We start from the raw sequence: 22858 nt of genomic DNA, 5'->3' as shown, positions 1-22858 counted from the left end.
ATGGCCATTATCTCACATTTCGCTGAAATTTTTCAACTAGTCTTTTAATTTTTAGATCTAAAGAATAACCACGTTGGGAGGAAATTATAATGGTCTGAAAAAAGCGGTCATGGAAAGCCTGACGCATTTGAGTATCGGATAAAGCAGCACCGCCGTCAATGATTAGGGGAAGCAATAACACGACAGCAGAGGGATTGAGGATGATATTAGTCAAGAAAATGGATAATAATAAGCTAGAAAAACAAATAATCCCTTCTCGCAGCAATAACGTCTGAAATTGGGGGATTCTATTCACTATTTCCCCATTTACGACTTCTAGCAGTTTTAAATCAAATGCCCAACGTCCTAAACTTTGTCCCTGATTATTGTAAACTATGACAACGCGGAAAATTAACCAAGCAAAAATAAAAACAAAGATTTGGGTAAATTGTACACCGATTTGATTATTTCTGACGATAGAACTGAGAAACCATACAGTCAAGAAGTCAAGAGCTAAGGCCATACCCCGACGGGTAATGTCTCCTTTCTGGTAGTGTCTTTGATTTGCTTTAACAAGAGTCATACCCTTTACCTCACAGGTGGCGCTTTTGTTATGGTATTCAATATTTCTGGTAGTTTCATTAGCCTATTAACTTTATAGTAAACAGACTTCCAGATGGAAACGGAAAAAATGCTAGTATTTTTGTAGAGTAATTATAGTTGTGGACTTCACAAAACTATACAGATAATTTTTCTAAAAGGCACTAGGACTCCATAACTAAATATGACTCCAGATGAACTCACACAACTCATAGCTAATGGTGAAACTTTGACTGTAGAGTTTAAGAGTGATTCTGCTTGGCTTAGTGATAAACATTCATTAAGTGATAAAGATTTATTAGAAGCAGTGGTTTGTCTGGCAAATACAAGTGGTGGTATATTGTTAATTGGCGTAGAAAATGATGGCAAGATTACAGGGTTACATAAAAAACACTTAAAACATTCTTCTTCTTTATCTGCAATGATAGGAAATAAAACTGTACCGCCATTAGGTGTATATACAGAAATAATTAATTTCCCAGAAATGTCTATAGCAATAATAAAAGTACCACCAGCTACACAATTAGTAGCAACCAGTGATGGAAGAACTTTAAAGCGCATTTTAAATACTAAGGGTGAACCCGAATGTAGACCATTATATCCCAGTGAAATAAATAGTTGGTTAGCAGATAGAGGTCAACGTGATGTATCAGCGAGGGTAATGACTGGTACTACTTGGAATGATTTAGACCCCTTAGAATTTGCACGGTTAAGAAGATTATTAACTGAATATCCGGGTGATACATCCCTGCAAAATTTAACTGATTTAGAATTGGCAAAAGCATTAAATTTAGTCCGTGGAGATGATGCTATTCCCACGCTTTCAGGTTTATTAATTGTTGGCAAAGAAGCGGTTATAAATGAGCAAATTCCTACCCATGAAGTAGCTTTTCAAGTTTTGCGAGGTCAAGATGTTGCTGTTAATGAATTTTACCGTTGGCCATTATTACGCATTTTTGAAAGGTTGATGGAGGCATTTAGTTTAAGAAATGAAGAACATGAATTAACTGTGGATTTATTTAGGGTTGGAGTTCCAGCTTATGACCACCGCGCATTTCGTGAAGCTGTGAATAATGCTCTTACCCATCGGGATTATAATCGCATGGGAGCAGTTCATATTCAAATTCATAATGATTGTCTAATTATTAGAAATCCAGGGGGGTTTGTCGAAGGAATTAGATTAGATTCTTTATTAATTAGTGGACCATTACCAAGAAATCCATCTCTTGCGGATATATTTAAGAGAATAGGTTTAGTAGAACGGACTGGACGAGGTATAGGACTTATTTATGCTGGTCAATTAAGAACTGGACATCAATTACCAGATTATTCAGAAACTACTAATACAAGTGTTGTTGTGCGTTTACCAGGTGGGGATGCTGATTTAGAGCTTGTAAAAATAATATTATCTGAGGAAAAACGCCAAAAACGGGTGCTGAATTTAGATGAATTAATATTACTGAATTATTTGTGGAAGGAACGAGAAATAAATCCTAATGAAGCTGGAAAGCTGATACAAAAAGGAGAAATTCAAGCTCGTCATTTACTGGAACAATTAAGTGAAAATGGTTTAGTAGAACGCATCAAAAATGCGCGACAGAGAGAGTATCATCTAAGTGCATCTGTTTATCGTCAAATGGGTCGTTCATCTGCATATATTCGTCGTCGTGGTTTTGATGAATTACAAAATCAACAAATGATTGTACAGTATATTAAGACTAATGGTAAAATCACACGAGGACAAACAGCAGAATTATGCCGTATTAATGTTGAACAAGCGAGATACTTATTACGTAAGCTTATTGGTCAAGGAATTTTAAAACAGATGGGAATAGGAGGACGTAGCGGATATTATATTTTAAATGGAGATGAAAATATACCTAATAACTTACTAGAAAATACTCCAGAAATTGAAAAAGATAATCAGAAAAATAAGAAAATTACATCTTCTAATATCCAAGATAAATCTAAACAGATAAAGGAGACAAAACCTGAACAATCAATACAGCTTGAAATTGATTTATTTAAAAATTTTGATGATCAAAATTCTAGCACAACTAATTTGTAAATATTAGCTGTTGCTCATCACTATCCATGCTAAATTTTATCCCGCGCAGGTGGCACAATACCAAACCTATTTAACCCCACGTAAATTGTCTGATGTAGCTAAAAGCTTGCGAATCCTACTTTTCAAAGTAGCCCAACACTTTTCAATCCGATTGAGATCGGGTGAATAAGGAGGTAGGTAAATTAACTGACACCCTGCCTCTTCAATTAATTGAGCAATCCGACCACCACGATGAAACTTTATATTCCGATGCAATCAGTTGAAGAGCTTGTTCAGAATTTGGATTAGTGTATAGAGCGCTTGCTCTCTTTTTTGTTATAGCTGTTGACTTGCTTCACACTTCTTGAGACCGTCTAACTCGATCCCTTGCATTACCTTTTGCCGGAAATCATCACTATAGGGTTTAGCCATTGATATGTAGATGCTATGCTATGGGAACTCTTATAGTTTATGTCCTAATCTTGATGGCTACAGCTATATATGCAAAACCAAATTGTTTTGATTACTGGTGCAAGTAGCGGTATAGGCGCTGCTTGTGCCAAAATTTTTGCTCATGCTGGTGCAAAACTGATTTTAGCGGCACGACGGTGGGAACGGTTACAACAATTAGCTGATTCCTTGGATATCCCATCTGATAAAATCCATTTATTAGCACTTGACGTGTGCGATCGCTTGGCGGTAGAATCAGCTATTAATAATTTACCCCCTTCCTGGTCAAATATTGATATTTTGATTAATAATGCCGGTTTAAGTCGCGGTTTAGACAAATTACATCAAGGTGACTTTCAAGACTGGGAAGAAATGATTGATACTAATATCAAAGGTTTACTTTACCTCACCCGCTACATAGTCCCAGGAATGGTGGAACGGAATTTTGGTCATGTTATCAATATCGGTTCTATAGCCGGACATCAAACCTATCCTGGAGGTAATGTCTATTGTGGGACAAAAGCAGCCGTTAAAGCCATTTCTGAAGGCTTAAAACAAGACCTTTTAGGAACTGCTGTGCGAGTAACTTCTGTAGACCCTGGAATGGTAGAAACAGAATTTAGTCAAGTGCGTTTTCATGGTGACACAGAACGGGCTAAAAAGGTATATCAAGGCCTTAAACCCCTAACTCCTGATGATGTGGCTGATGTGATCTTTTTCTGTGCCACTAGGCCAAGTCATGTTAATATTAGTGAGGTCTTGCTGATGCCCGTTGACCAAGCCAGCGCGACTTTAGTAAATCGTCAAGTGTAACTCTCGTTCCCAGACTCCGGCTGGGAACTAGTTGACAGCTTCAGATTTGTGTGTTATAGTGAATGAAACCAAAGACCTGAAAGTTTCTATCAAATTAAATAGCTCGAATTTCTCAAAAGTCACAAAATAAAAAAAGATCGCTCCACTCCGTTACCCTTGGCAAGGGTAAAGAAGAAAAGAGCAGAGAGCAAAAGAGCAAGAGTATAAAGGGCTACTAAGTCCTCGCCGCACCACTACATACAACCCGAAAACCAACAATGTTGAGGTCGTAGTCGAGGTTGATGTTGAAGCGATAAGCAGAACGGCAAAGCTCAGGAAAGGAGTCCCACGAACCACCGCGCAGCAGCCTAGCGTTTTGATTAGTTTCGCTTATCCATGCACTTCCATCATTAGGCGCATCATCATAGTTACCATGCCAAGTATCAGCGCACCATTCCCAGACATTGCCGTGCATATCATATAAACCAAAGGCGTTGGGCTGAAAGGTTTCTACTGGAGTTGTTCTTGCTCGATATTCTCCCTTGGAGGCATTACCATAGGTGTAGTTACCATTATAGTTTACCACATCTGTGGTGATCGTGTCACCAAAAGCAAAAGGTTTTGCAGAACCGGCACGACAGGCATATTCCCATTCAGCTTCACTGGGTAAACGGTATTTTTGTCCTGTCTTCTGAGATAGTCTAGCACAAAACTCAACCGCATCGTGCCAAGATACTCGTTCTACAGGTAGTTTATCACCTTGGAAGTAAGCAGGACGAGAATTTAATTCTCTAGCAACTGGAGGACAGGAATAAACGACTTTTTCCCATTGTTCTTGAGTAATAGTGTATTTCCCCATGTAGAAGGGCTTCACCTTTACATAGTGTTGGGGACGTTCATCATCTAAACTCTTTTCTTCTGTTTTTGGTGCGCCCATTAAAAATGTGTCACCAGGAATATAAACCATCTCTAATTTTACACCAAGACCCAAATCTTGGCTAAAAGATTGATTTGAAGATGAATTTGGAGAAGTGATAGGTAATTTATTTAATTCTTCTTGTAATTCTTCTTCAAGCTTTTTTATTTCTTGTTTGATTAACTGAATGTTAGTCTCCCACTTATTAAGAAGTCGTGGATCATTTTCATTACGTTTCTGATTTTCATAGTCTTTAAGAAGTTGAAAATCTTTTTTTAATTCTTCTTCAAGGTGCTGACGCAAATCCATAATTTACTTTCTCCCTAATTTTTTGATCACGAACTCACAAGCAGACTTGATATTAAAACCAGTTCCCAATTCTAATTCACCTTCATAATTAATTAAAAAAGGAACAATTGGTAAAGTCACTGTAATTTTATGTCTAGTATCTAATTCAGGAGATTTGATAATTTCGGCAATTTCTGCTTGCTTACTGGCAGGTAAAGAAGGTATACGTGATTCTAGAACCGCCAACATTTGCAGCATTTCTGACTCAGATACTTGATTAGCTGCTACTGCATTTAACATATTTTCTGTCAAAGCTAATTGAGTCTGATTTAGCTGTTCAATAATAACCCTCAAAATTGCTTGTTCAGAAGCTTGATAACGACTTAAAAGTGAGTCTTGCTTAATAAGAACAATATTTAATTTTGTGTCTAGTTGCTGTAATTAGTTTTCTATTATTTGCAGTTGATTTCCTACTACCTGGATTTGCGGTGTAGATATACAAGTTAACTGTTGTTTTAGTTCTGTATATTCTTGTGTATAATTCTTAATAGATTCCTTTTGTCGTTTGATTTCTTGTTGATATCTTCTCAGTGTCCGAGGGTTGTCTTCAACAGTTAAGGCTTCCTCAAATTCTTTCAGTAATTTTTGGTCTTGGGTAATATGATCTAGTAAATCTGTCAGTCTTTGTTGGAAAATCTGGCAAAGCATGAGTTAAATGCCTTAATTTAGCTATTGTTGAGGTTTTAGGGAATTATTGAGGCTAGTGTATCATAAATCCCGGCTAAATTGGTATCCCGTCATTTCAAACTTTTGCGCTATGCTAAGTAGGTTGGCGTTAAAAATTGTCGTTATGACAAGGGAACAGGGAACAGGGAACAGGGAACAGGGAACAGGTTTTGGGCAACTTTTCGTTACTTATGTTGGTTTTTTTCCGTTCACCTACTTATCAAATAGATAAATACAGATTATACTTAGCTGATGCACCCTGCCAATATGTAACTTGCGTAGATTCTACCAGAAATTGTCCAGAGGATAAAATTAAATGTCTAAACAATTGATTGAGTTAATGACACTAGCGGACGCACTTACACCAGATGAACAATTAAGTTTAATATCACACCTCGTCCAAAGACTCAGCTGTTGTGAAATATCACCTAAGCCACGTCGTAATCTCACCGAACTTGAAGGAATTGCACCGAATTTATTAGGTGGTATGGATGCTCAAGAATATGTTACACGCATGAGACGTGGTGAGTTTCCAGATTTAGAACTTGAGGAAATGAACACAAGGAAACCAGCGTGAAAATTGAAGAAAGTTTACAGGGTGTAACGCGCATATTTTTGGATACTGCACCAGTTATTTATTTTGTTGAGCGCAATCTACAATACTTAGCAATTGTCAGGGAGGTTTTTAATCAAATTCGTGACGGTTCGCTAATAGCTGTCACTTCCCCAGTGACTTTAGCAGAATGTTTAGTGTATCCCTATCGTTTAAGACAGACTCAATTAGCGCAAGAATTTATTGACACAATTGTTTATGGAAATAACACTACTCTTGTGCCAATTAATAACCCAAATATAGCTATAAATGCTGCCCAAATACGCGCTAGATATAATTTAGAACTACCTGATGCTTTGCAAATTGCTGTGGCTTTAAATGCAGAATGTGAAGCTTTTTTGACTAATGATCTCACCTTTAAACGAATTACAGAATTGCGTGTGTTGGTGCTGAATGATTTTAACAATCCTGCATAATCGAGATTTTGAGGTGGTGCGCTAAACTGTGTCAATTTACATTAACGCACCTGATAGTTAATTAAGGAACAATCAAAACAGGACAGGGAGAAAGATTGATTACTCGCGTAGTAACGCTATCAGTCGAGCCTTCTTCCGTTAAGCCTAGTCCTCGACAACCCATAATAATTAAACTGGCCTCAATTTCATCAGCAACATCACAGATAGTAAAAGCTGGTTTACCTTGTCTTTCTAGTAATTCCGCTGTAATTCCCTGTTCAGAAAATAGGTTGCGGGCATTTTCTAGAAGTTGGGCAACTATTTCTGGAGATACCATAGGACTAGTGGTAGGTGCTTCTGCGGTTGGTTCTTCAATAACAGAAAGCAGAATTAAGCGGCTATTATATTTTTGCACGATATTGGCAACTATATCAGCGGCCTCTCTGGCTTCTCGACTTTGATCAATGGGAAATAAAACTGTTTTAAACATATCTCACCTCTGCGCCCCTCACTCCGGTAAAATTTTGATGGTCATATTTTCAAGACAATAACAAAAAAGTAATCAGGAGAGTTGTACTGTGTCTAAAAAAAGTTTAGCAAGTTTATCTGCGGCTGATATATCTGGAAAACGCGCTTTAGTACGGGTTGATTTTAATGTGCCTGTGGATGATCAAGGCAACATTACTGATGATACTCGGATTCGGGCGGCGCTACCAACTATCCAAGATTTGACCCAAAAGGGCGCTAAGGTCATTTTAACAAGCCATTTCGGTCGTCCCAAGGGTGTAGATGAAAAATTGCGTTTAACTCCCGTCGCTAAACGTCTTTCTGCGTTGTTGGGACAGGAAGTTATCAAAACTGATGACTGTATTGGTGATGATGTTGCTGCTAAAGTTGCAGCTTTGGACAATGGCCAAGTGCTATTGTTAGAAAATGTCCGCTTTTACAAGGAAGAAGAAAAGAACGACCCCGAATTTGCTCAAAAATTGGCTGCAAACGCTGATTTTTATGTAAATGATGCTTTTGGAACTGCACACCGCGCCCACGCTTCTACTGAGGGTGTAACTAAGTTTTTAAGCCCTTCTGTAGCTGGTTATTTGGTTGAGAAGGAATTGCAATACTTACAAAGTGCCATTGAAGCTCCTCAACGTCCTTTAGCGGCTATTGTCGGCGGTTCTAAGGTTTCTAGCAAAATCGGTGTAATTGAAACTTTGTTAGAAAAATGCGATAAGTTGATCATTGGTGGGGGGATGATTTTCACCTTCTACAAAGCCCGTGGTTTGAGTGTTGGTAAGTCCTTGGTGGAAGAAGATAAACTGGAATTAGCGAAGTCTTTGGAAGCAAAAGCTAAAGAACGGGGTGTGGCTTTGTTGCTACCTACAGATATTGTTTCTGCTGATAAGTTTGCGCCTGATGCTAATGCTACCACTGTGAGCATTGAAAATATCCCTGCTGATGGGATGGGTTTAGATATTGGTCCTGATTCTGTAAAGGTTTTCCAAGCGGCTTTGGCTGATTGTAAGACTGTAATTTGGAATGGTCCAATGGGCGTGTTTGAGTTTGATAAATTTGCTGCGGGTACAGAAGCGATCGCTCATACTCTAGCAGATATCAGCAAAACCGGCGCAATTACTATTATCGGTGGTGGTGACTCTGTAGCCGCTGTAGAAAAAGTAGGTTTGGCTGATCAAATGAGCCATATTTCTACTGGTGGTGGTGCGAGTTTGGAGTTGTTGGAAGGTAAGATTTTACCTGGTATTGCAGCTTTAGATGAAGCATAATTAACGTCAGATTCCCGGCTTCTTAGATAAGTCGGGAATGTAGATATTTGAGTTAGATAAGTGATTATGTAATGGCAACAAATGGTTAGGAAGTGTTAGTTGAATCATGTCTGGCAGATGGTAAAACCCTTCCCGAACTGCAACTTTTAGGCAAGTTTTTGAAAGTGGCGTAAATTTTACAGTGATTAATTTTTGTTGGATTGCACTTGATTAATTCAAGTAATTTTATTGATTTTATTTTTGATATTCGGTACAATCGCTTGTATATTTTTTTATTTTAATTTTAAAAACCATGACTCAAATCGGTGGTAGCAGTAAACTAAAAACACTAAGTCAAGCTTTGGGTGGATCTGACGCGCCAAAGGCTGTAAAACCCAGTCAAAAATTAGATGTTACGCTGACTTTTGATACAACTGGGAGTATGTACGGTTATTTGGAAGATGTGCGAAATCAACTCAACCATTTGTCTCAGGAAATTCGCCAAGCCGTTCCTCAAGCAAAAATGGGAGTGGTTGCCTATGGGGATTATTGTGATGCCCAGACAACTTATGTAACCAAGGTTTTAGATTTAACTGAGAATTATCAACTGATTAGCAATTTCATCACACAGGTAGAGAAAACTGACGGCGGAGATTTTCCTGAAGCAGTTGAAGAAGCTTTATACCAAACTAATCAGTTAGCTTGGAGATTGGGAAGTCGGAGAGCGATGGTATTGGTGGGAGATGCGCCGCCGCATGGGGTAATTGATTCTTTACAAGCCTGTCAATATGGACATAATTGGCGAGATGAAACTCAATCTTTAGGCAAAAAAGGGATTAAGATTTACACGGTTCAATGCGGTTCTAATCCTGACACTAAAAGAGTGTTTCAAGAAATATCTCAGATCACTAATGGCATTTACTTGAATTTAGAAAATATGTCTGATTTGGTCGATCTATTGATTAGTATTTGTATGAAGGAAGTAGGATTGTTGGCAGAATATGAGCAAAAGCTAAAAACAAATAATTCTCTTAATCCGTCGAAGGAGAAGTTGTTGAGGCAGTTAGGCTCTGCTTCTGATAAATAGGATAAGCTTGGAGGAATTTAACAATGAATTACTATGAAGTTTTAGGCGTGGAATCGACGGCAACAGCAGAAGAGATTAAGGAAGCATATCGCAACAAAGCGAAGGAATTGCATCCTGACACTTTGCCGAGAGATGTCAATGAAACTGTGAGAAAGTTGGCAGAAGAGAAGTTTAAAGAATTAAATCACGCTTATGAAATTTTATCTGATGCTGACAAAAAGAGAGAATATGACGCGGAGTTAATTCATCTTCAAAGGACTGATTTAATCAAGAAAATCGGAGACTTTTTTGATAAAGGACAATTAAGCGAAGCGGTAGAATGTGCTAAACAACTTTATGTTTTACTTCCAGAAGATGCAGAATGTTGTGATATTTATGCGGAGGTTCTACAGGCTTTAGCGATCGCATTGGCAGAAACCAATACCGCAGAAAATTTAACACAGGCAAAAGAATATTTAACAACCGCATTAGAAGTAGTTAAATCGGCAGAGATTAAGAATCAAATTACAGCTAATTTGGAATTGTTAAAGTCTCGTACAGGTACATCAGGAGGGCGTGAAACAATGGAAGGTGAAACCCAAACAATCAAAATTACAACTGAGAGAGCTTTGCAAATGCTACGCGGTGGTGAAGCAGGAATTAAAGCTTGGAATCAGTTTAGGAAGATGGAAAGCTATATTCCTAGTCTTGAGGGAGTTGATTTGAGTGGACAAAATTTAAGAAATGCTAACTTGTCAGAAGCAAATTTAAAAAATTCTAATTTTAAACAAGCTGTGCTTGGTGTTGTTATTTTTAGTAATTCAAATCTTGTTGAATGTGATTTTACTGACGCTAAACTTTATAATACTAATTTTAATAATTCTGATTTGAAAAATTCTAAATTCATACAAGCTAGTTTTACCGAAGTTAATTTTAATAGTGCTGATCTTGAGTCAGCAGACTTAACATCAGTATTATGCTACAGTTCATCTTTCGCAAATGCAAATCTTCAAAACGCTATTTTAAACCAGAGTCGAGGTTTTATACTTACATTTTATAAACACAGATACTCTGAGGATATAAGATTTATAGCTGCTGTGGATTACGTAACGAACACAAGTGAAAATGGACGTGATTCTAGATTTATAGACAGATACCAAGAATATATAAAAACTGATTTTCAGGGAGCAAATTTATCAGGAGCATTTGTTATTGGCGCAAATTTACAGGAATGTAACCTAGAAGGGGCAAATTTAACCAACACTAACTTTAGTAATGCCAATTTGTATCGAGCAAATCTTAAAAACACAACAATTGCCAATACCGATTTTAGAGGAACTGATTTAAGAAAAGCTGATTTAACGGGAGCTAATGCCTATTACTTTGCTTATCATAATGAAAATACCAAAATAAATGAAACAAACGGAATTGATTAATGCGAAATAAACAAAATAGTGCGGTCTGTTTCGCAGTGCCTTCGGCAACGTCTTCTTATTGATTAAACTTTAAAAACGCAATGTCTTTGGGGAAGTGTTAAAATGCAAGAGAGGCGATCGCACAAAGAATCATGAACAATAATGTATAGCGATCGCAACGTTTGGTCAAATCTAATTTTGGAGCTTTTTTCTAACATTCAACACTGGTGAAAAATTATTAATCATGTCCAGACGAGACGATTTACACTTATCATTACGTCATACCCTAGAAAAGGATGGTTGGACAATTACCGATGATCCCTTAGTTTTAACACTAGAAAAAACACTACTCAAAGCTGATTTAGGAGCAGAGAAGTTTTTTAGTGCTGAAAAAGAAGATCGTAAAATTGCCGTTGAAATTAAAGACTTTGATGCACCTTCAGTCATCAGTGAATTAGAGAAAACCATAGGACAACTTCAATTATACAAATGGGCTTTAGAATTACAAGAACCTGAACGACAGCTTTTCCTCGGAATTAGTCAGGCTGTTTATTTAAAACACTTTCAAAAGCCTATTTTTCAAATGGTTATTAAACGAAACAAAATCAATTTAATTGTTTATGATCCTAAAAAAGAGGTAATTCTACAATGGATAACACACTAAGGTATGCTGATATTTTAACCCAAGTTTTAAGAAAAGAATCTAGCCTACAACCCCGATTACAAAAACTTAAAATTAGTCCAGTTTGTGACAAAGAATCAGGCCAGTTTTTGATTATTATGACAGGTTGGGAAAAGGAAAATTGGACTAATACTATTTTATTTCATGCTCGTTTATTAGATGGTAAAATTGTTATCGAAGATGATAACTTTGAGGAAGGATTAATCCCTGTTTTGATTCAAGCTGGAATCCCTCCAGAAGATATTATTAATGGACTTATTCTGGAATCTGATTGATTAAACTTTAAAAATGCGATCGCCTTTATTCTTGGCAATAGATTGCTTTAGCATTTTTCATCAACCTCCAGTGGTAATATCAATTTCTTTTAAGGTAGAATTTAACTAAACTGAGCCTTATTGTAGCATACATCCTGATTAAGAGAACTTAATAAAACGTTTGGTAGCGTATAACCACCTATTCCCACAGGATTATGGAGATGGTATTCTTGATCTGCTAATATGGGAAATTAACCAAATTAAGGAAAACAATATGCAAGTACAAACTCGCAAACATATTTACACCCCTGAAGAGTATTTAGAACTAGAAGAAAAAGCACTTTATAAAAGCGAATATCGCAATGGAGAAATTATACCTATGACTGGTGGCACGACAAATCATAATCAAATCGCGCTTAATTTTGCATCATCTTTATTATATGTTATTAGAGGAAAAAAATATCGTGTTTTTATTGGAGATGTGCGTTTATGGATTCCTGAATATAGAGAATATACTTATCCTGATGTGATTGTAACTGATGGGAAACCTATTTATGCAGGTAAAAATAATACTACTGTGACTAATCCTTTGTTAATTGTTGAGGTTTTATCTAAATCTACAAAAAATTATGACCAGGGTGAGAAATTTACTTTTTATCGTTCTATTCCCCAATTTAAAGAATATGTTTTAGTAGAACAAAATCAATATCAAGTCATGCACTATAGCAAAACTAATGAGGGTGAATGGATTTTTAGAGAATATAAATCGGAAAATGATCTTGTTAAGTTGCAATATCTTGATTTTGAAATTAGTTTAGTAGACATTTATCAAGATGTGAATTTTGAGGATAAGGAATAATATCAAGTTCGGATAATTACTGACGATATAAAAGGTCAAATCATGGAAACCCAAGAACTAAAAGCCTTGATTAAGGAGATAGTTCAAGAAGTATTGCAAGAAGAAAGACTAACACTTTATAATACCCTGTTCTCATCTAGGAATAATACAGAAAATCAAGAATGGAATCAATTTTCTCTTGAACAGGCCATGAGAGGTTTAGAAAATGATCATCTTCCCGAATACGAAGATTCATAAGCAGCTATTTCTGCATCTAATTCACGGCGATTTGCAGCCATATCTTCTACAAATTGATCAAAAAGTGGGTCATCTTTAAAAATACCATCAAATTGAACAAAGGGATTAGAATTTTCAATATCTTCTGGCAAGATATGTATGTTTTGAACAATCTCAGTTTGTTCTATTTTGTGATCTTGATCAAGATAGATTTGATTAATTTTTTCGTCAACAAGTCTATTAATTAAAGATTCTAAATCCTGTAAAGTCATGCCGGCAATAGATTGGTTTAGCATATTTGATCAACCTTGAGTGGTAATATCAGGTTTGTTTTAACTACAATTTATATAATATCAAAATTGTCTGTTAACTAAACTGGTTTAATTCTAGCATACTTACTTACTGGGGAAAAAATCAGTCAATTGTCAATTTAAGTCTATTTCGTATATATTAGTAGATATTTAATCATAAACGTATCTACCACCCCACAACCATGAATCAGATATGTTGTCTTAACCCAGGGTGTCATAACCCCTCAGTTCCCGAACACACCCAATTGTGTTCTAGCTGTGGAGTTACCCTAATTAAATTGAGAAACCGCTATCGTCCGATTAAATCATTAGGTAGTGGGGGATTTGGCAAAACCTATTTAGCGGAAGATATTGACAAACTAAATGAAAAGTGTGTTATTAAACAATTTGCACCTCAAATCCAAGGAACAGCAGGACGAAAAAAAGCCACAGAATTATTTTTACAAGAAGCGCTACAATTACAACAACTCGGTGAACATTCACAAATTCCCACTCTGTTAGCTTATTTTGAAGAAAATAGCCGTCTGTATTTAGTACAACAATTCATTGACGGTGAAAATTTATTACAAGAATTAGAAAAACAGGGAATATTCTCAGAATCAAAAATCCGCGCTTTGTTACAAGATTTATTACCCATCTTGAAAGTAGTTCACGAGTATGGTGTAATTCATCGAGATATTAAACCAGAAAATATTATGCGTCGTCGTAGTGATGGCAAATTAATATTAATTGATTTTGGGGCATCAAAACAACTCCAGGGAACAGTTACAACAGGAACATTAATTGGTACTTTTGGTTATGCACCTTTAGAACAAATGCGGGATGGGAAAGTATATCCTGCCAGTGATTTATATAGTTTGGGTGCGACTTGTTTTCATTTGCTAACAGAAGTTCATCCTTGGGATCTTTGGAAAAAATATGGATACGGTTGGGTGAAAATTTGGCGACGATATTTAAACCAACCTATTAGTAAAGAATTAGGTGAGATTTTAGATAAGTTATTAGAAGTGGAATATCAAGATCGTTATCAATCTGCTGAAGACGTTTTAAAAGATTTAAAAACTTCACAATTAACAACTAAAACAGCTTATCAGTCTTCAAGCAAATCTTCTCAGGTAACATCTCAGCAACAAAAGTCACCATCACAAACATCATCTACTCAAATTAAATCAAAGCAAAATTCAATTATTCCAAAGCGGCGTATTTCTCAGCCAAATAACTCACTTGGGATAATCACCTGGAGTTCCATAGGAATTTTCGTACTGGGAACAGTTTTTTTAGGAACTCAATCGGAGCATATTCCTATTATTTGTAAACCACTAGATAACTGTGCTATTGATGAGGAATTTAGTTCTAAATACAAACAAGCAAAAGATATAGCTGTTACTGCTCAAAAGTTGTCCGAGAGTGCCAAGAATGTGGAAGAATTACGAGCATCTCAACAACAGCTACAAGATGCGATCGCTCAAATAAAAACTATACCAACATCTGCTAAGATATACAATACTGCCCAAAAGGAACTTTCAGATTATCAAAGTCAATTAACCAAGATACAACGTCGTTTAGATAAAGAAAATCAAGCGATTGACTCCATTAACGAAGCCGGACAACAAGCTCAAGATGCAGAAGAACAGATGGGAAAGGCGCGAACGGTTAGTGAATATGAAGCGGTTAAGGAGAAATGGGATAAGGCACTGGCGATTTTAAATGATATCCCTTCTGATGTTTTTATTTCAGTTACTAATTTGAAAAACAGTTATGAGTCAAAAAAGGAAGAAGTAGTTATTATAATTGGAGATTTGAACAAGCCAACACCATCACCTGAACCAACACCTACATCAACTCCTACACCTGATCCCACTCCAACACCAACTCCTACTTCTGAACGGACTCCAAGTTTATCAGATCCAAAATGGGATTATAGTGTTTTTAATTCTAGAAAAACTTACAGCGATCGAGAAATACAATATATTTTGAAATCAGGAGCTAGATATGATGATTCTAATAAACAGGTAGAGTGGATTGTTGATGAGAAAATTAACTGTTTTGGAGGTTCTCAAATTTTTGATGGCAGCAGAGTTTGCTTCAATTTTAAACTAGGAGTAGAGTTTAGTGCTGTATTTAAGGATGTAGATGGAGTCCCTATTGGTTCTCAGGTTCTTTTTGAAGATGGAGGGAATAATCCAAAGCGAGAAGGAAATATAACTACATATCGCTATAGATATATACTAACAATTCCTGATTCAGTATGGTCAGGATGGTCAAAAGTTAGTCAAGTTATTATTGAAAAACAGTAAGTTAGTAGGGTCCGTCAGTATGAGTAATTTATCGGTGTGGTTGGGATTTATAGCGCTGACGCACTCCAAGTTGAGATAAAAGTGCTGATTTTCTCATTCAACTTTCTAATTCAAGCATAATTGTAGAATGTAAAAATAGTCTCATGTCTCTTGATACAAGTAAATATTTCCATCCTCCAGGAATTGGAGAACTTTGTGCGATCGCTCATACTTAAATCCAATCTTTTATCAGTTGAATATTTTGTATTTTTGGATAAATAGCATTGTACAATTTTGCATCAGCAGTGATAAATTTACAGTTTTCTCTGATGCTTAAAGCTAGGTAAAGGCTATCGTAGACAGTTCTTTGATAATTCACGGCAAACTGATAGGCATCTTTTAATAATTCATCGGCAGGGAATATTTTTAATTGTATTTGTTGAAATAAATCAATTATCATCTCAGCTTCGTGATTTGTTAAACCTTGAAATCGCTGTATTTTCCAAACAATATTACCAATTTCTGCATAAATTAAGTCTGGTGCAATCAAGGTAATTTGTTGTGCTTGATAAGCATCAAGAATTTTATTTGCTTCTAATGAATAATCTTGAGCAATAAACCATTTAATGGCTACACTGCTATCAATGACAATTTTATCTGTGATCATCTCTCTCTATCTTCTCGTAATAATTCTGTCAAATCAGAAAATTCTCCATATTTTTGCTTTAAGTTTTCTTGCAGGGTATGTATTTTTTGAACAATTTCAGTTTTTTCTATGTTGTTGCGTTTACCAAGATTAACCTGATTAATTCTTTCATCAACAATTCTATTAATTAAGGATTCTAAATCCTGTAAAGTCATTTTGGCAATAGATTGGTTTAGCATTTTTGGTCAATCTCCAGTGGTAACACAAGGGTTTTCTTAACTACAATTTATATACTATACCAGTAGTTTACTCAATCAACTTAGCTTTATTATAGCATACATATTTACTAAGATGATTTGATTACAAAAATGAGACAGTTTATTCTTGATATTTGAATGGGCGTTTTTCTATTTCTTCAATGGGTAATAGTAGGGTTTCTTCGATATAAGAGCGAACTTAGGTTGACTTCCTGATTTCTATACCTAACTAAGATCGGAAATGCTATAAACTTTTCAATTATTCTCAGGGTTTGGGGTTTCTGTCGGGGTTTCTATGGGTGTAGGTTCTTCTGTTGGTGTTTCTATGGGTGTTGGCTCTGGTTCTGGGGGATTTTCTGCTATGATAGTTAGTTGATAATCTACGGTTTCTGAGGCTGTGGAAACAACTACAAATTCATAAAATCCTGTTTCTGGTAATGTATTAGATATACTTCTTTCTTGAGAATCTTCTAAAAATTTGATTTTTCCAGTAGGAGAATAAATTGATATTAAAACTTTTGAATTTGCTTCTAGTTTAACTTCTAAATTTTGATTTTTGGCTAGTCCAGCAATGAAAACTTTACCTCTTCCTGGTTTGAGACTTCCACTCACTGTTTTACCGCTAGCACCTTCAGGAAAGACTAATCTTTGAAATGCGCTTCTATCAAGAATGGCGTTAAGTTGATCATTAACAAATCCATACCAAACTTGTCCGATGGGTTGTTTAATAAAATTTTTACTTCTTTGTTCAGGAAATTTACTGAAAAAAGCTACATCTGCCAAATCATACAAAGAACGACTAGCAACGTTAATTTTATTAACTTCGGCTTTCCAGTTAGTGAGGACTGATAATGTATAAGTTCCTAGTTGACTACGGGATTCAAAACTGAGTTCTGACAGCTTTTCTAGAACTTCAGCGGCGGTTTGATCCCATTTTGCGCGTAAACTTTCATCTTCTGGACTATCGCTGAGAATACGCCCTTTTAAACTGGGGTATTTTGCCCAAAATAGATCATTTGTAATTGTAACATAGAAGTTATAATTTATATCTAATTCTTCACGGCGATCGCTTAATTTTTGTTTACGTTGTTTTTCCGCTGGTGAAAAATTAACTTCTGGTTTTACTGATTCCCTAGAATTGGAGTTAGATGTAATTATTGGGTGACTTGCGTTGAAATTATAACTGCGGTTTTTGAATCCCCACGTAAGTAATCCACCGCTGATAATTACAGTAAAAGTAATTATAAAAACATTTGTTCCCGTCCAAATACTTGGTTTGGGAGCAGTGGGAGTAATTTTAGGTGGGGAAACTGGGGTTTTCGGGGGAGAAAAAGGGATAGTTGCGGCGGTGGAGGGTTGAGTTTGCGGATAGTTAACAGGTTGAGGGTTAAGGGCTTGGAGAACTTGACTGGCGGTTTGATAGCGATTACTGGCAATTGGTGATAACATTTTATCAATAATTTGCCCCAATGTAACACTTAAGCTAACTTCCCGTCGCCACTGCCAACTCAAATTATAAGTATCAATTAATTCTTGTGGTTGTTTACCTGTCAGTAAAACTAACATAGTAGCAGCTAAAGCATATAAGTCACTTTGGGCAGACACCATGCCCGTTTGCATTTGTTCTGGCGGGGCAAATCCGATTTTTCCCAACAAAGTTTCACTAGGAGAAGGTGTTTTTGCCCCTGTTTGATAATATTGAGAAGCGACATTTGCGGCTACTTGTTTCACGCCACCAAAATCAATTAAAACAGGTAATTGATCACTATTTCTCAACATTAAATTATCAGGAGAAATATCACGATGAATAACACCAAGAGAGTGAATATATTCCAGAACTGGTAAAATTTGCTGTAATAGTTGACGAATTTCTGTTTCTGTAAATTTTAAACCGCGTTGTTGACGATGTTTTAATAAAGAATTATAAGTTTCACCATCTACATAATCTTGAATTAAAAAAAGACTTTCTTTACCTGGTAAATTAATTGGTAATAATTCCCGAAATCTAGGAATTTGGGAATGTTGTAATTTATAAAGAACACTTGCTTCTCGTTGAAAAAGTTCCGCTGCTTTTTGGACAACATCAGGAGTTTGTATTTGGGGAGAAAATTCTTTTAAAACACAATTTTCTTGAAAGCGGTTAATATCTGCGGCTAAATAAGTCCGGCCAAATCCTCCTTGGCCAATTTGCCGAATTATAGCATAGCGATCGCCTAAAATTTGACCTGGTTGAATATGATGATTTACAGATGTTGGTATATTAGCAATTTTCTCTCCACATTGACGACAAAAGTTACTACCAGGGGGATTTTGATGTCCTTGAGAACAATAAAGATTAGTCATCTGTCATTAGTCATTTATCAGTTGTCAACTTAGAGACTTAGCGATTAGAAGTCGCAGCTATACAAACAAAGTCCACCGCTGCGGACTCAGGAGAAATTAGGACTTTGAAACCAATTTAGGTGATTTTTGCCTGTGTAAAGCGGTTTTAGAACCCAATTTCACTAGCAATTTTATCAGATGCGATCGCATACCAAATCTGTAAAAAAGTTTTTTGATTTAGTTGACCGCGTTTTTGACCAGGAAACAAGGGTTCAAAGGTTCGATATGTGTCCGTGCGTAAATCTGGGAAAGATTTATATTTACCCAGTTTACCAGCTTTAGCCAGTTGTTCCCACCGTTGGGAATCTTGTTGACTATAACTACCTATTTTCCGTCTAGCTGTCTGACTTAAATTTGCTTTTTCCAAGTTATTTAATAACTGATTAGCAATGTTATTCCATTGTTCCCGTAAAGCAGCATCTTCTGGTTTTTCTGTTAATTTCCGTCCCCTCAAATTCGGATTTTGCATATAGAAAATCTCATTAACTGTATGGGTGAAAAATACCCCAGAAATTTCTAATTCTTGGACACGACTCAAAACCTGTTGAATACTGCGGTTACTATTTTTTCCACCCCCAGAATTATTAATAGCAGGTATCTTAGGAACTGCAAATTCAGGAAATGCAATTGATGATATTTCCTTAACTGCAAAATTTCCCAAAGCGAACATACGCACACTCGTTAATAACACCCCCGTTGTCATCATAAAGCTAACAGTAAAAGGACGTAACCATAGGGGCATAGGTATTTTCTGTACAAATAATGTCGTCTTATTGTGGAATCTACCACCAATAGTACGAACTTTTTTTATACCTGGTGCGACCATTTGGGTTTTTAGCTTAGTCACATAAGGATTGGGATGATTGTGAGAATTTATCATAGTTTGCCCCCCAGATGCCATAGATGCCAAAGGTAGATCTTTAATAATTTGTTCAGCCTTTTGATAGCGATCGCTGTCCTTATGGGCTAACATCTTTCTTAACACAGTCTCTAACTTGGGACTCACCTTAATTTCCTTACCCCAAAGCCAAACCCCATGAAAACCATCATAAAGTAAATTTGGTTGTTTCCCCGTAATTAGCACTAAAGCTGTTACCGCCAAAGAGTAAAAATCACTACTTTTATATACCTTTCCTTGAAGTAACTGTTCCTCTGGTGCGTAGCCTTTTTTACCTAACAATGTTCTATTTGCCGCCAAGTTTGTCCGCAAAAACCCTTGATAAGCTGGTAATTGTTTCACGCCACCGAAATCAATCAACACGGGTAAATTATCACTTTGGCGTAAAATCAAATTATCCGGGGAAATATCGCGGTGAACAATATCTAAACTATGAATATAAGCCAGCACAGGGAGAATATTGTGCAGTAAATTAATAACTTCTTCCTCACTAAAAGATTTTCCCTGATTTTGACGCTGTGCCAATAATTGGTCATAATTATCACCCTCAATATAATCTTGTACCAAAAAGAAAAAATCCTTAGTACCAATTTTAGCTTGAAAGGAAGAGTGAAAATGAGGAATTTGGGGATGTTGAATTTTTTCCAGGACACTGGCTTCCCGTACAAACAACTCCTTGGCCTTTTGTAAATCCTGGGGTTTGAGAACTTGAGGCGCAAATTCCTTTAAAACGCAGATTTTCCGAGATTTTTGCCTATCAACCGCCAGATAACTGCGTCCAAAGCCACCTTGTCCCAATATACGCCCAATTTCATAACGATTATCAATAACTTGCCCCACAGTCAAGGGTAGTGATTCACCGCAGACAGTACAAAAATGGTGATTAGCATTATTTGCGTGTTTTTGACTGCAATATACTTGCATAATACTACGAGATAAATTAAGTCTAATCAAGTTATACAACATCACCAGAAGCATTTACGCAATATTGGCTCACGGAGTATGAAAATAAAAAATCCATTATAAATATTAACAATTAGCAATATTCCGTAATTTTGAGTAAATATCTATTTTCAGGGTTGACATTTCAAGATTTTTGTTCTATTTTAATTATAATCATTGGGTCTAGCTGTCTAAATCAGGACTTACGCAAAATATCTCTCAAATCCTCATTTCTCCGTGACCTCTGTGCCTCTGTGGTTCGTTATTCCATGAATCTTGCGTAAGTCCTATAAATATCAAAAACTTAATACTAATTAAAATTACCCGAAAATTACCCGCGTTCTTTGGTCTTTATTTAAAGATATAAAATATATTGGAAATTTAAGATCAACGAACCACAGAGGACACAGAGGACACAAAGACAGAAAAGAAAATTTCCAAAAAATTTGACGCAGTTTTACGGGAAGATGGTATGATTACCAGTCTATTTTCGAGATAATAAAGATAAATTAAATAAATCTAGTCAACAGCATAGTTTTTACCTGAGATAAATTATGAAATCCCCAACAGAAACCCAAAATATAATTCAAGAACTCACCAATTTTATATCTCTTCCTGTAGAGGAAAAACTTCAACTTTATCCCGATCATGATCTAGAAATAACTGTGATCAAATTATTTCAGAAAGTCGCAGCTAATGTACCTGCATATCAAGAATTTTTGGCAAAAGCCGGAATTAAACCAGATACTATTCAGACTTTGGCAGATTTTCAAAAAATACCGAAAATTAATAAGGAGAATTATATAGCAAAATATCCTGTATCTGAGTTGTGTTATCACGGAAAAATAGAAAACTGTGATTTTATAGCCGCTTCCTCCGGTTCTACAGGAAAATCAACATTTTGGCCGCGTTTTTTAACAGATGAATTACACATAGCAACCCGCTTTGAGCAAATTTTTCATAATAGTTTCTACGCAGATTCTCAAACTACTTTAGCCGTAATTTGTTTTTCCTTGGGAACTTGGGTAGGAGGAATGTTTACTACTAATTGTTGTCGTTATTTAGCTGCTAAAGGTTATCCCCTTACTGTCATTACTCCAGGTAATAATAAACCGGAAATTTTACGAATTGTCCAGGAATTAGGAACTAACTTTCAGCAAGTTGTATTATTAGGATATCCACCATTTTTAAAAGATGTCATTGATACGGGTCTTGCTCAAGGAATGCAATGGAAACAATATAATATTAAATTGGTAATGGCCGGAGAAGTATTTAGTGAAGAATGGCGAAATTTAGTCGCTGAAAGAATGGGTTCTGAAAATCCCTGTGATGATTTTGCTTCTTTGTATGGAACAGCAGACGCGGGAGTTTTAGGAAATGAAACCCCTTTAAGTATATGTATTCGACGGTTTTTAGCGCGTACTCCCGCAGCAGCCAAAGCATTATTTGGAGAGTCCCGTTTACCTACTTTAGTCCAATATGATCCTAGCAGTCGTTTTTTTGAAGTTGAAGAGGGAAATCTCCTATTTTCTGGGGATAATGGAGTTCCTTTAATTAGATATAGTATTCTTGATCATGGTGGTTTAATTTCCTATTCAGAAATGCTGGAATTTTTAGCAAATTGGGGTTTTAATCCTCTCACAGAATTAGAAAATCATCGCGGAATTAATCAGTTACCTTTTGTCTATGTTTTCGGACGTTCTAACTTTACAGTTTCCTATTTTGGCGCAAATATCTACCCAGAAAATATTACAGTAGGTTTAGAACAACCAATTATTAGAGAATGGGTAACGGGTAAATTTGTATTACAAATAAAAGAAGATTTGGACAAAAACCGCTTTTTATCTGTAGTCGTCGAACTAGCAGCAGGAATAGAAGATCAAGAACAGAAAAAATCATCTATTACTAACTCTATTCTGACCCAATTATTACGTCTGAATAGTGAATTTGCTAATTATGTTCCCCCCCAATATCAAACCCCCTTGGTAGAATTAAAACCCATTGGTGATCTTGAATATTTTCCCATAGGAGTCAAACACAGATATACTCGTTCATGAATTGTTGAATTGTGGGGAGATATTTGTGATT

General features: G+C 36.1%; 24 protein-coding genes and 1 pseudogene. 13 read left to right on the top strand and 12 right to left on the bottom strand.

Annotation, left to right across the window (positions count from 1 at the left end):
• Positions 1–7: 7 nt before the first annotated feature.
• On the bottom strand, positions 8–562 hold the full coding sequence (locus tag H6G25_RS14965; RefSeq protein ID WP_190393175.1) for an RDD family protein: 555 nt from the start codon (positions 560–562) through the stop codon (positions 8–10).
• Positions 563–763: 201 nt separating this feature from the next.
• Here H6G25_RS14965 and H6G25_RS14960 point away from each other — a divergent pair, with 201 nt between their 5' ends.
• Positions 764–2647, top strand: coding sequence for an RNA-binding domain-containing protein (locus H6G25_RS14960; RefSeq protein WP_190393174.1), 1884 nt, complete (start codon positions 764–766; stop codon positions 2645–2647).
• 66 nt (positions 2648–2713) lie between these two features.
• On the opposite strand, the pseudogene H6G25_RS14955 reads toward H6G25_RS14960, so the two are convergent.
• A pseudogene (locus H6G25_RS14955) lies at positions 2714–2884 on the bottom strand (transposase); the annotation flags it as partial.
• Positions 2885–3127: 243 nt separating this feature from the next.
• Here H6G25_RS14955 and H6G25_RS14950 point away from each other — a divergent pair.
• Positions 3128–3889: an SDR family oxidoreductase gene (locus tag H6G25_RS14950; RefSeq protein WP_190393173.1), complete on the top strand. Its 762-nt coding sequence runs from the start codon at positions 3128–3130 to the stop codon at positions 3887–3889.
• Positions 3890–4103: 214 nt separating this feature from the next.
• Here the strand turns inward: H6G25_RS14950 and H6G25_RS14945 are convergent, their stop codons facing one another.
• From H6G25_RS14945 to H6G25_RS21275, 3 genes are all read right to left on the bottom strand, one after another.
• Positions 4104–5093: a formylglycine-generating enzyme family protein gene (locus H6G25_RS14945; protein ID WP_190393172.1), complete on the bottom strand. Its 990-nt coding sequence runs from the start codon at positions 5091–5093 to the stop codon at positions 4104–4106.
• Between the two features lie 3 nt (positions 5094–5096).
• Positions 5097–5426, bottom strand: a complete 330-nt coding sequence (locus H6G25_RS21280; RefSeq protein WP_242034981.1) for a hypothetical protein — start codon at positions 5424–5426, stop codon at positions 5097–5099.
• A gap of 87 nt (positions 5427–5513) precedes the next feature.
• Positions 5514–5780, bottom strand: a complete 267-nt coding sequence (locus tag H6G25_RS21275) for a hypothetical protein (protein ID WP_242034980.1) — start codon at positions 5778–5780, stop codon at positions 5514–5516.
• Between the two features lie 334 nt (positions 5781–6114).
• On the opposite strand from H6G25_RS21275, the gene H6G25_RS14935 reads away from it, so the two are divergent.
• Together H6G25_RS14935 and H6G25_RS14930 are read left to right on the top strand one after the other, a co-directional pair.
• On the top strand, positions 6115–6375 hold the full coding sequence (locus H6G25_RS14935; protein ID WP_190393171.1) for a hypothetical protein: 261 nt from the start codon (positions 6115–6117) through the stop codon (positions 6373–6375).
• A complete protein-coding gene (locus tag H6G25_RS14930; RefSeq protein ID WP_190393170.1) occupies positions 6372–6827 on the top strand; it encodes a PIN domain-containing protein in 456 nt (151 codons plus the stop codon). Before H6G25_RS14935 ends, H6G25_RS14930 begins: the two co-directional genes overlap by 4 nt.
• Positions 6828–6888: 61 nt before the next feature.
• Here H6G25_RS14930 and H6G25_RS14925 read toward each other — a convergent pair whose 3' ends face one another.
• Complete coding sequence (locus H6G25_RS14925; protein ID WP_028089946.1) at positions 6889–7296, bottom strand: universal stress protein; 408 nt, start codon at positions 7294–7296, stop codon at positions 6889–6891.
• Between the two features lie 88 nt (positions 7297–7384).
• On the opposite strand from H6G25_RS14925, the gene H6G25_RS14920 reads away from it, so the two are divergent.
• From H6G25_RS14920 to H6G25_RS14910, 3 genes are all read left to right on the top strand, one after another.
• Positions 7385–8587, top strand: a complete 1203-nt coding sequence (locus H6G25_RS14920) for a phosphoglycerate kinase (protein ID WP_190393169.1) — start codon at positions 7385–7387, stop codon at positions 8585–8587.
• A 292-nt stretch (positions 8588–8879) separates the two neighbouring features.
• A complete protein-coding gene (locus H6G25_RS14915) occupies positions 8880–9653 on the top strand; it encodes a vWA domain-containing protein (protein ID WP_096668574.1) in 774 nt (257 codons plus the stop codon).
• Positions 9654–9676: 23 nt separating this feature from the next.
• Entirely contained in the window at positions 9677–11068 is a 1392-nt protein-coding gene (locus H6G25_RS14910; protein WP_190393168.1) for a pentapeptide repeat-containing protein, read from the top strand.
• Positions 11069–11130: 62 nt separating this feature from the next.
• Here the strand turns inward: H6G25_RS14910 and H6G25_RS21570 are convergent, their stop codons facing one another.
• Positions 11131–11265 carry a hypothetical protein gene (locus H6G25_RS21570; RefSeq protein WP_255539978.1) on the bottom strand — a complete coding sequence of 45 codons (135 nt, stop codon included), beginning with the start codon at positions 11263–11265 and terminating at the stop codon, positions 11131–11133.
• 26 nt (positions 11266–11291) lie between these two features.
• Between H6G25_RS21570 and H6G25_RS14905 the strand changes: the two genes are divergently transcribed.
• The 4 genes from H6G25_RS14905 (at position 11292) to H6G25_RS14890 (ending at position 13079) form a co-directional block, all read left to right on the top strand.
• The gene (locus tag H6G25_RS14905) at positions 11292–11711 is read left to right on the top strand and encodes a XisH family protein (protein ID WP_096668570.1); all 420 of its coding nucleotides are present in this window, start codon (positions 11292–11294) and stop codon (positions 11709–11711) included.
• Complete coding sequence (locus tag H6G25_RS14900; protein ID WP_096668568.1) at positions 11696–12004, top strand: element excision factor XisI family protein; 309 nt, start codon at positions 11696–11698, stop codon at positions 12002–12004. The genes H6G25_RS14905 and H6G25_RS14900 overlap by 16 nt, the downstream gene beginning before the upstream one ends.
• A gap of 253 nt (positions 12005–12257) precedes the next feature.
• Positions 12258–12842, top strand: a complete 585-nt coding sequence (locus H6G25_RS14895) for a Uma2 family endonuclease (RefSeq protein WP_190393167.1) — start codon at positions 12258–12260, stop codon at positions 12840–12842.
• A gap of 42 nt (positions 12843–12884) precedes the next feature.
• Positions 12885–13079: a hypothetical protein gene (locus tag H6G25_RS14890; protein WP_190393166.1), complete on the top strand. Its 195-nt coding sequence runs from the start codon at positions 12885–12887 to the stop codon at positions 13077–13079.
• Here H6G25_RS14890 and H6G25_RS14885 read toward each other — a convergent pair.
• Positions 13052–13354: a hypothetical protein gene (locus H6G25_RS14885; protein ID WP_190393165.1), complete on the bottom strand. Its 303-nt coding sequence runs from the start codon at positions 13352–13354 to the stop codon at positions 13052–13054. The two genes, H6G25_RS14890 and H6G25_RS14885, sit on opposite strands and share 28 nt — an antisense overlap.
• A gap of 197 nt (positions 13355–13551) precedes the next feature.
• On the opposite strand from H6G25_RS14885, the gene H6G25_RS21270 reads away from it, so the two are divergent.
• Complete coding sequence (locus H6G25_RS21270; RefSeq protein WP_242034979.1) at positions 13552–15666, top strand: serine/threonine-protein kinase; 2115 nt, start codon at positions 13552–13554, stop codon at positions 15664–15666.
• A 211-nt stretch (positions 15667–15877) separates the two neighbouring features.
• On the opposite strand, the gene H6G25_RS14875 is transcribed toward H6G25_RS21270, so the two are convergent.
• From H6G25_RS14875 to H6G25_RS14860, 4 genes are all read right to left on the bottom strand, one after another.
• Positions 15878–16312, bottom strand: a complete 435-nt coding sequence (locus H6G25_RS14875) for a type II toxin-antitoxin system VapC family toxin (protein WP_190393164.1) — start codon at positions 16310–16312, stop codon at positions 15878–15880.
• Complete coding sequence (locus H6G25_RS14870) at positions 16309–16530, bottom strand: hypothetical protein (protein ID WP_137908429.1); 222 nt, start codon at positions 16528–16530, stop codon at positions 16309–16311. The genes H6G25_RS14875 and H6G25_RS14870 overlap by 4 nt, the downstream gene beginning before the upstream one ends.
• Positions 16531–16803: 273 nt before the next feature.
• Positions 16804–18891: a serine/threonine-protein kinase gene (locus tag H6G25_RS14865; RefSeq protein ID WP_190393163.1), complete on the bottom strand. Its 2088-nt coding sequence runs from the start codon at positions 18889–18891 to the stop codon at positions 16804–16806.
• 145 nt (positions 18892–19036) lie between these two features.
• Positions 19037–20752: a serine/threonine-protein kinase gene (locus H6G25_RS14860; RefSeq protein WP_190393162.1), complete on the bottom strand. Its 1716-nt coding sequence runs from the start codon at positions 20750–20752 to the stop codon at positions 19037–19039.
• Positions 20753–21324: 572 nt separating this feature from the next.
• Here H6G25_RS14860 and H6G25_RS14855 point away from each other — a divergent pair.
• Entirely contained in the window at positions 21325–22827 is a 1503-nt protein-coding gene (locus H6G25_RS14855; RefSeq protein ID WP_190393161.1) for a phenylacetate--CoA ligase family protein, read from the top strand.
• Positions 22828–22858: the final 31 nt, after the last annotated feature.

Origin of the sequence: Dolichospermum sp. FACHB-1091 (assembly GCF_014697585.1) — a bacterium.
Classification (GTDB): Bacteria; Cyanobacteriota; Cyanobacteriia; order Cyanobacteriales; family Nostocaceae; genus Dolichospermum.
Note: the sequence above shows the minus strand (reverse complement) of the source record. Positions and strands in the feature narration are given on the sequence as shown.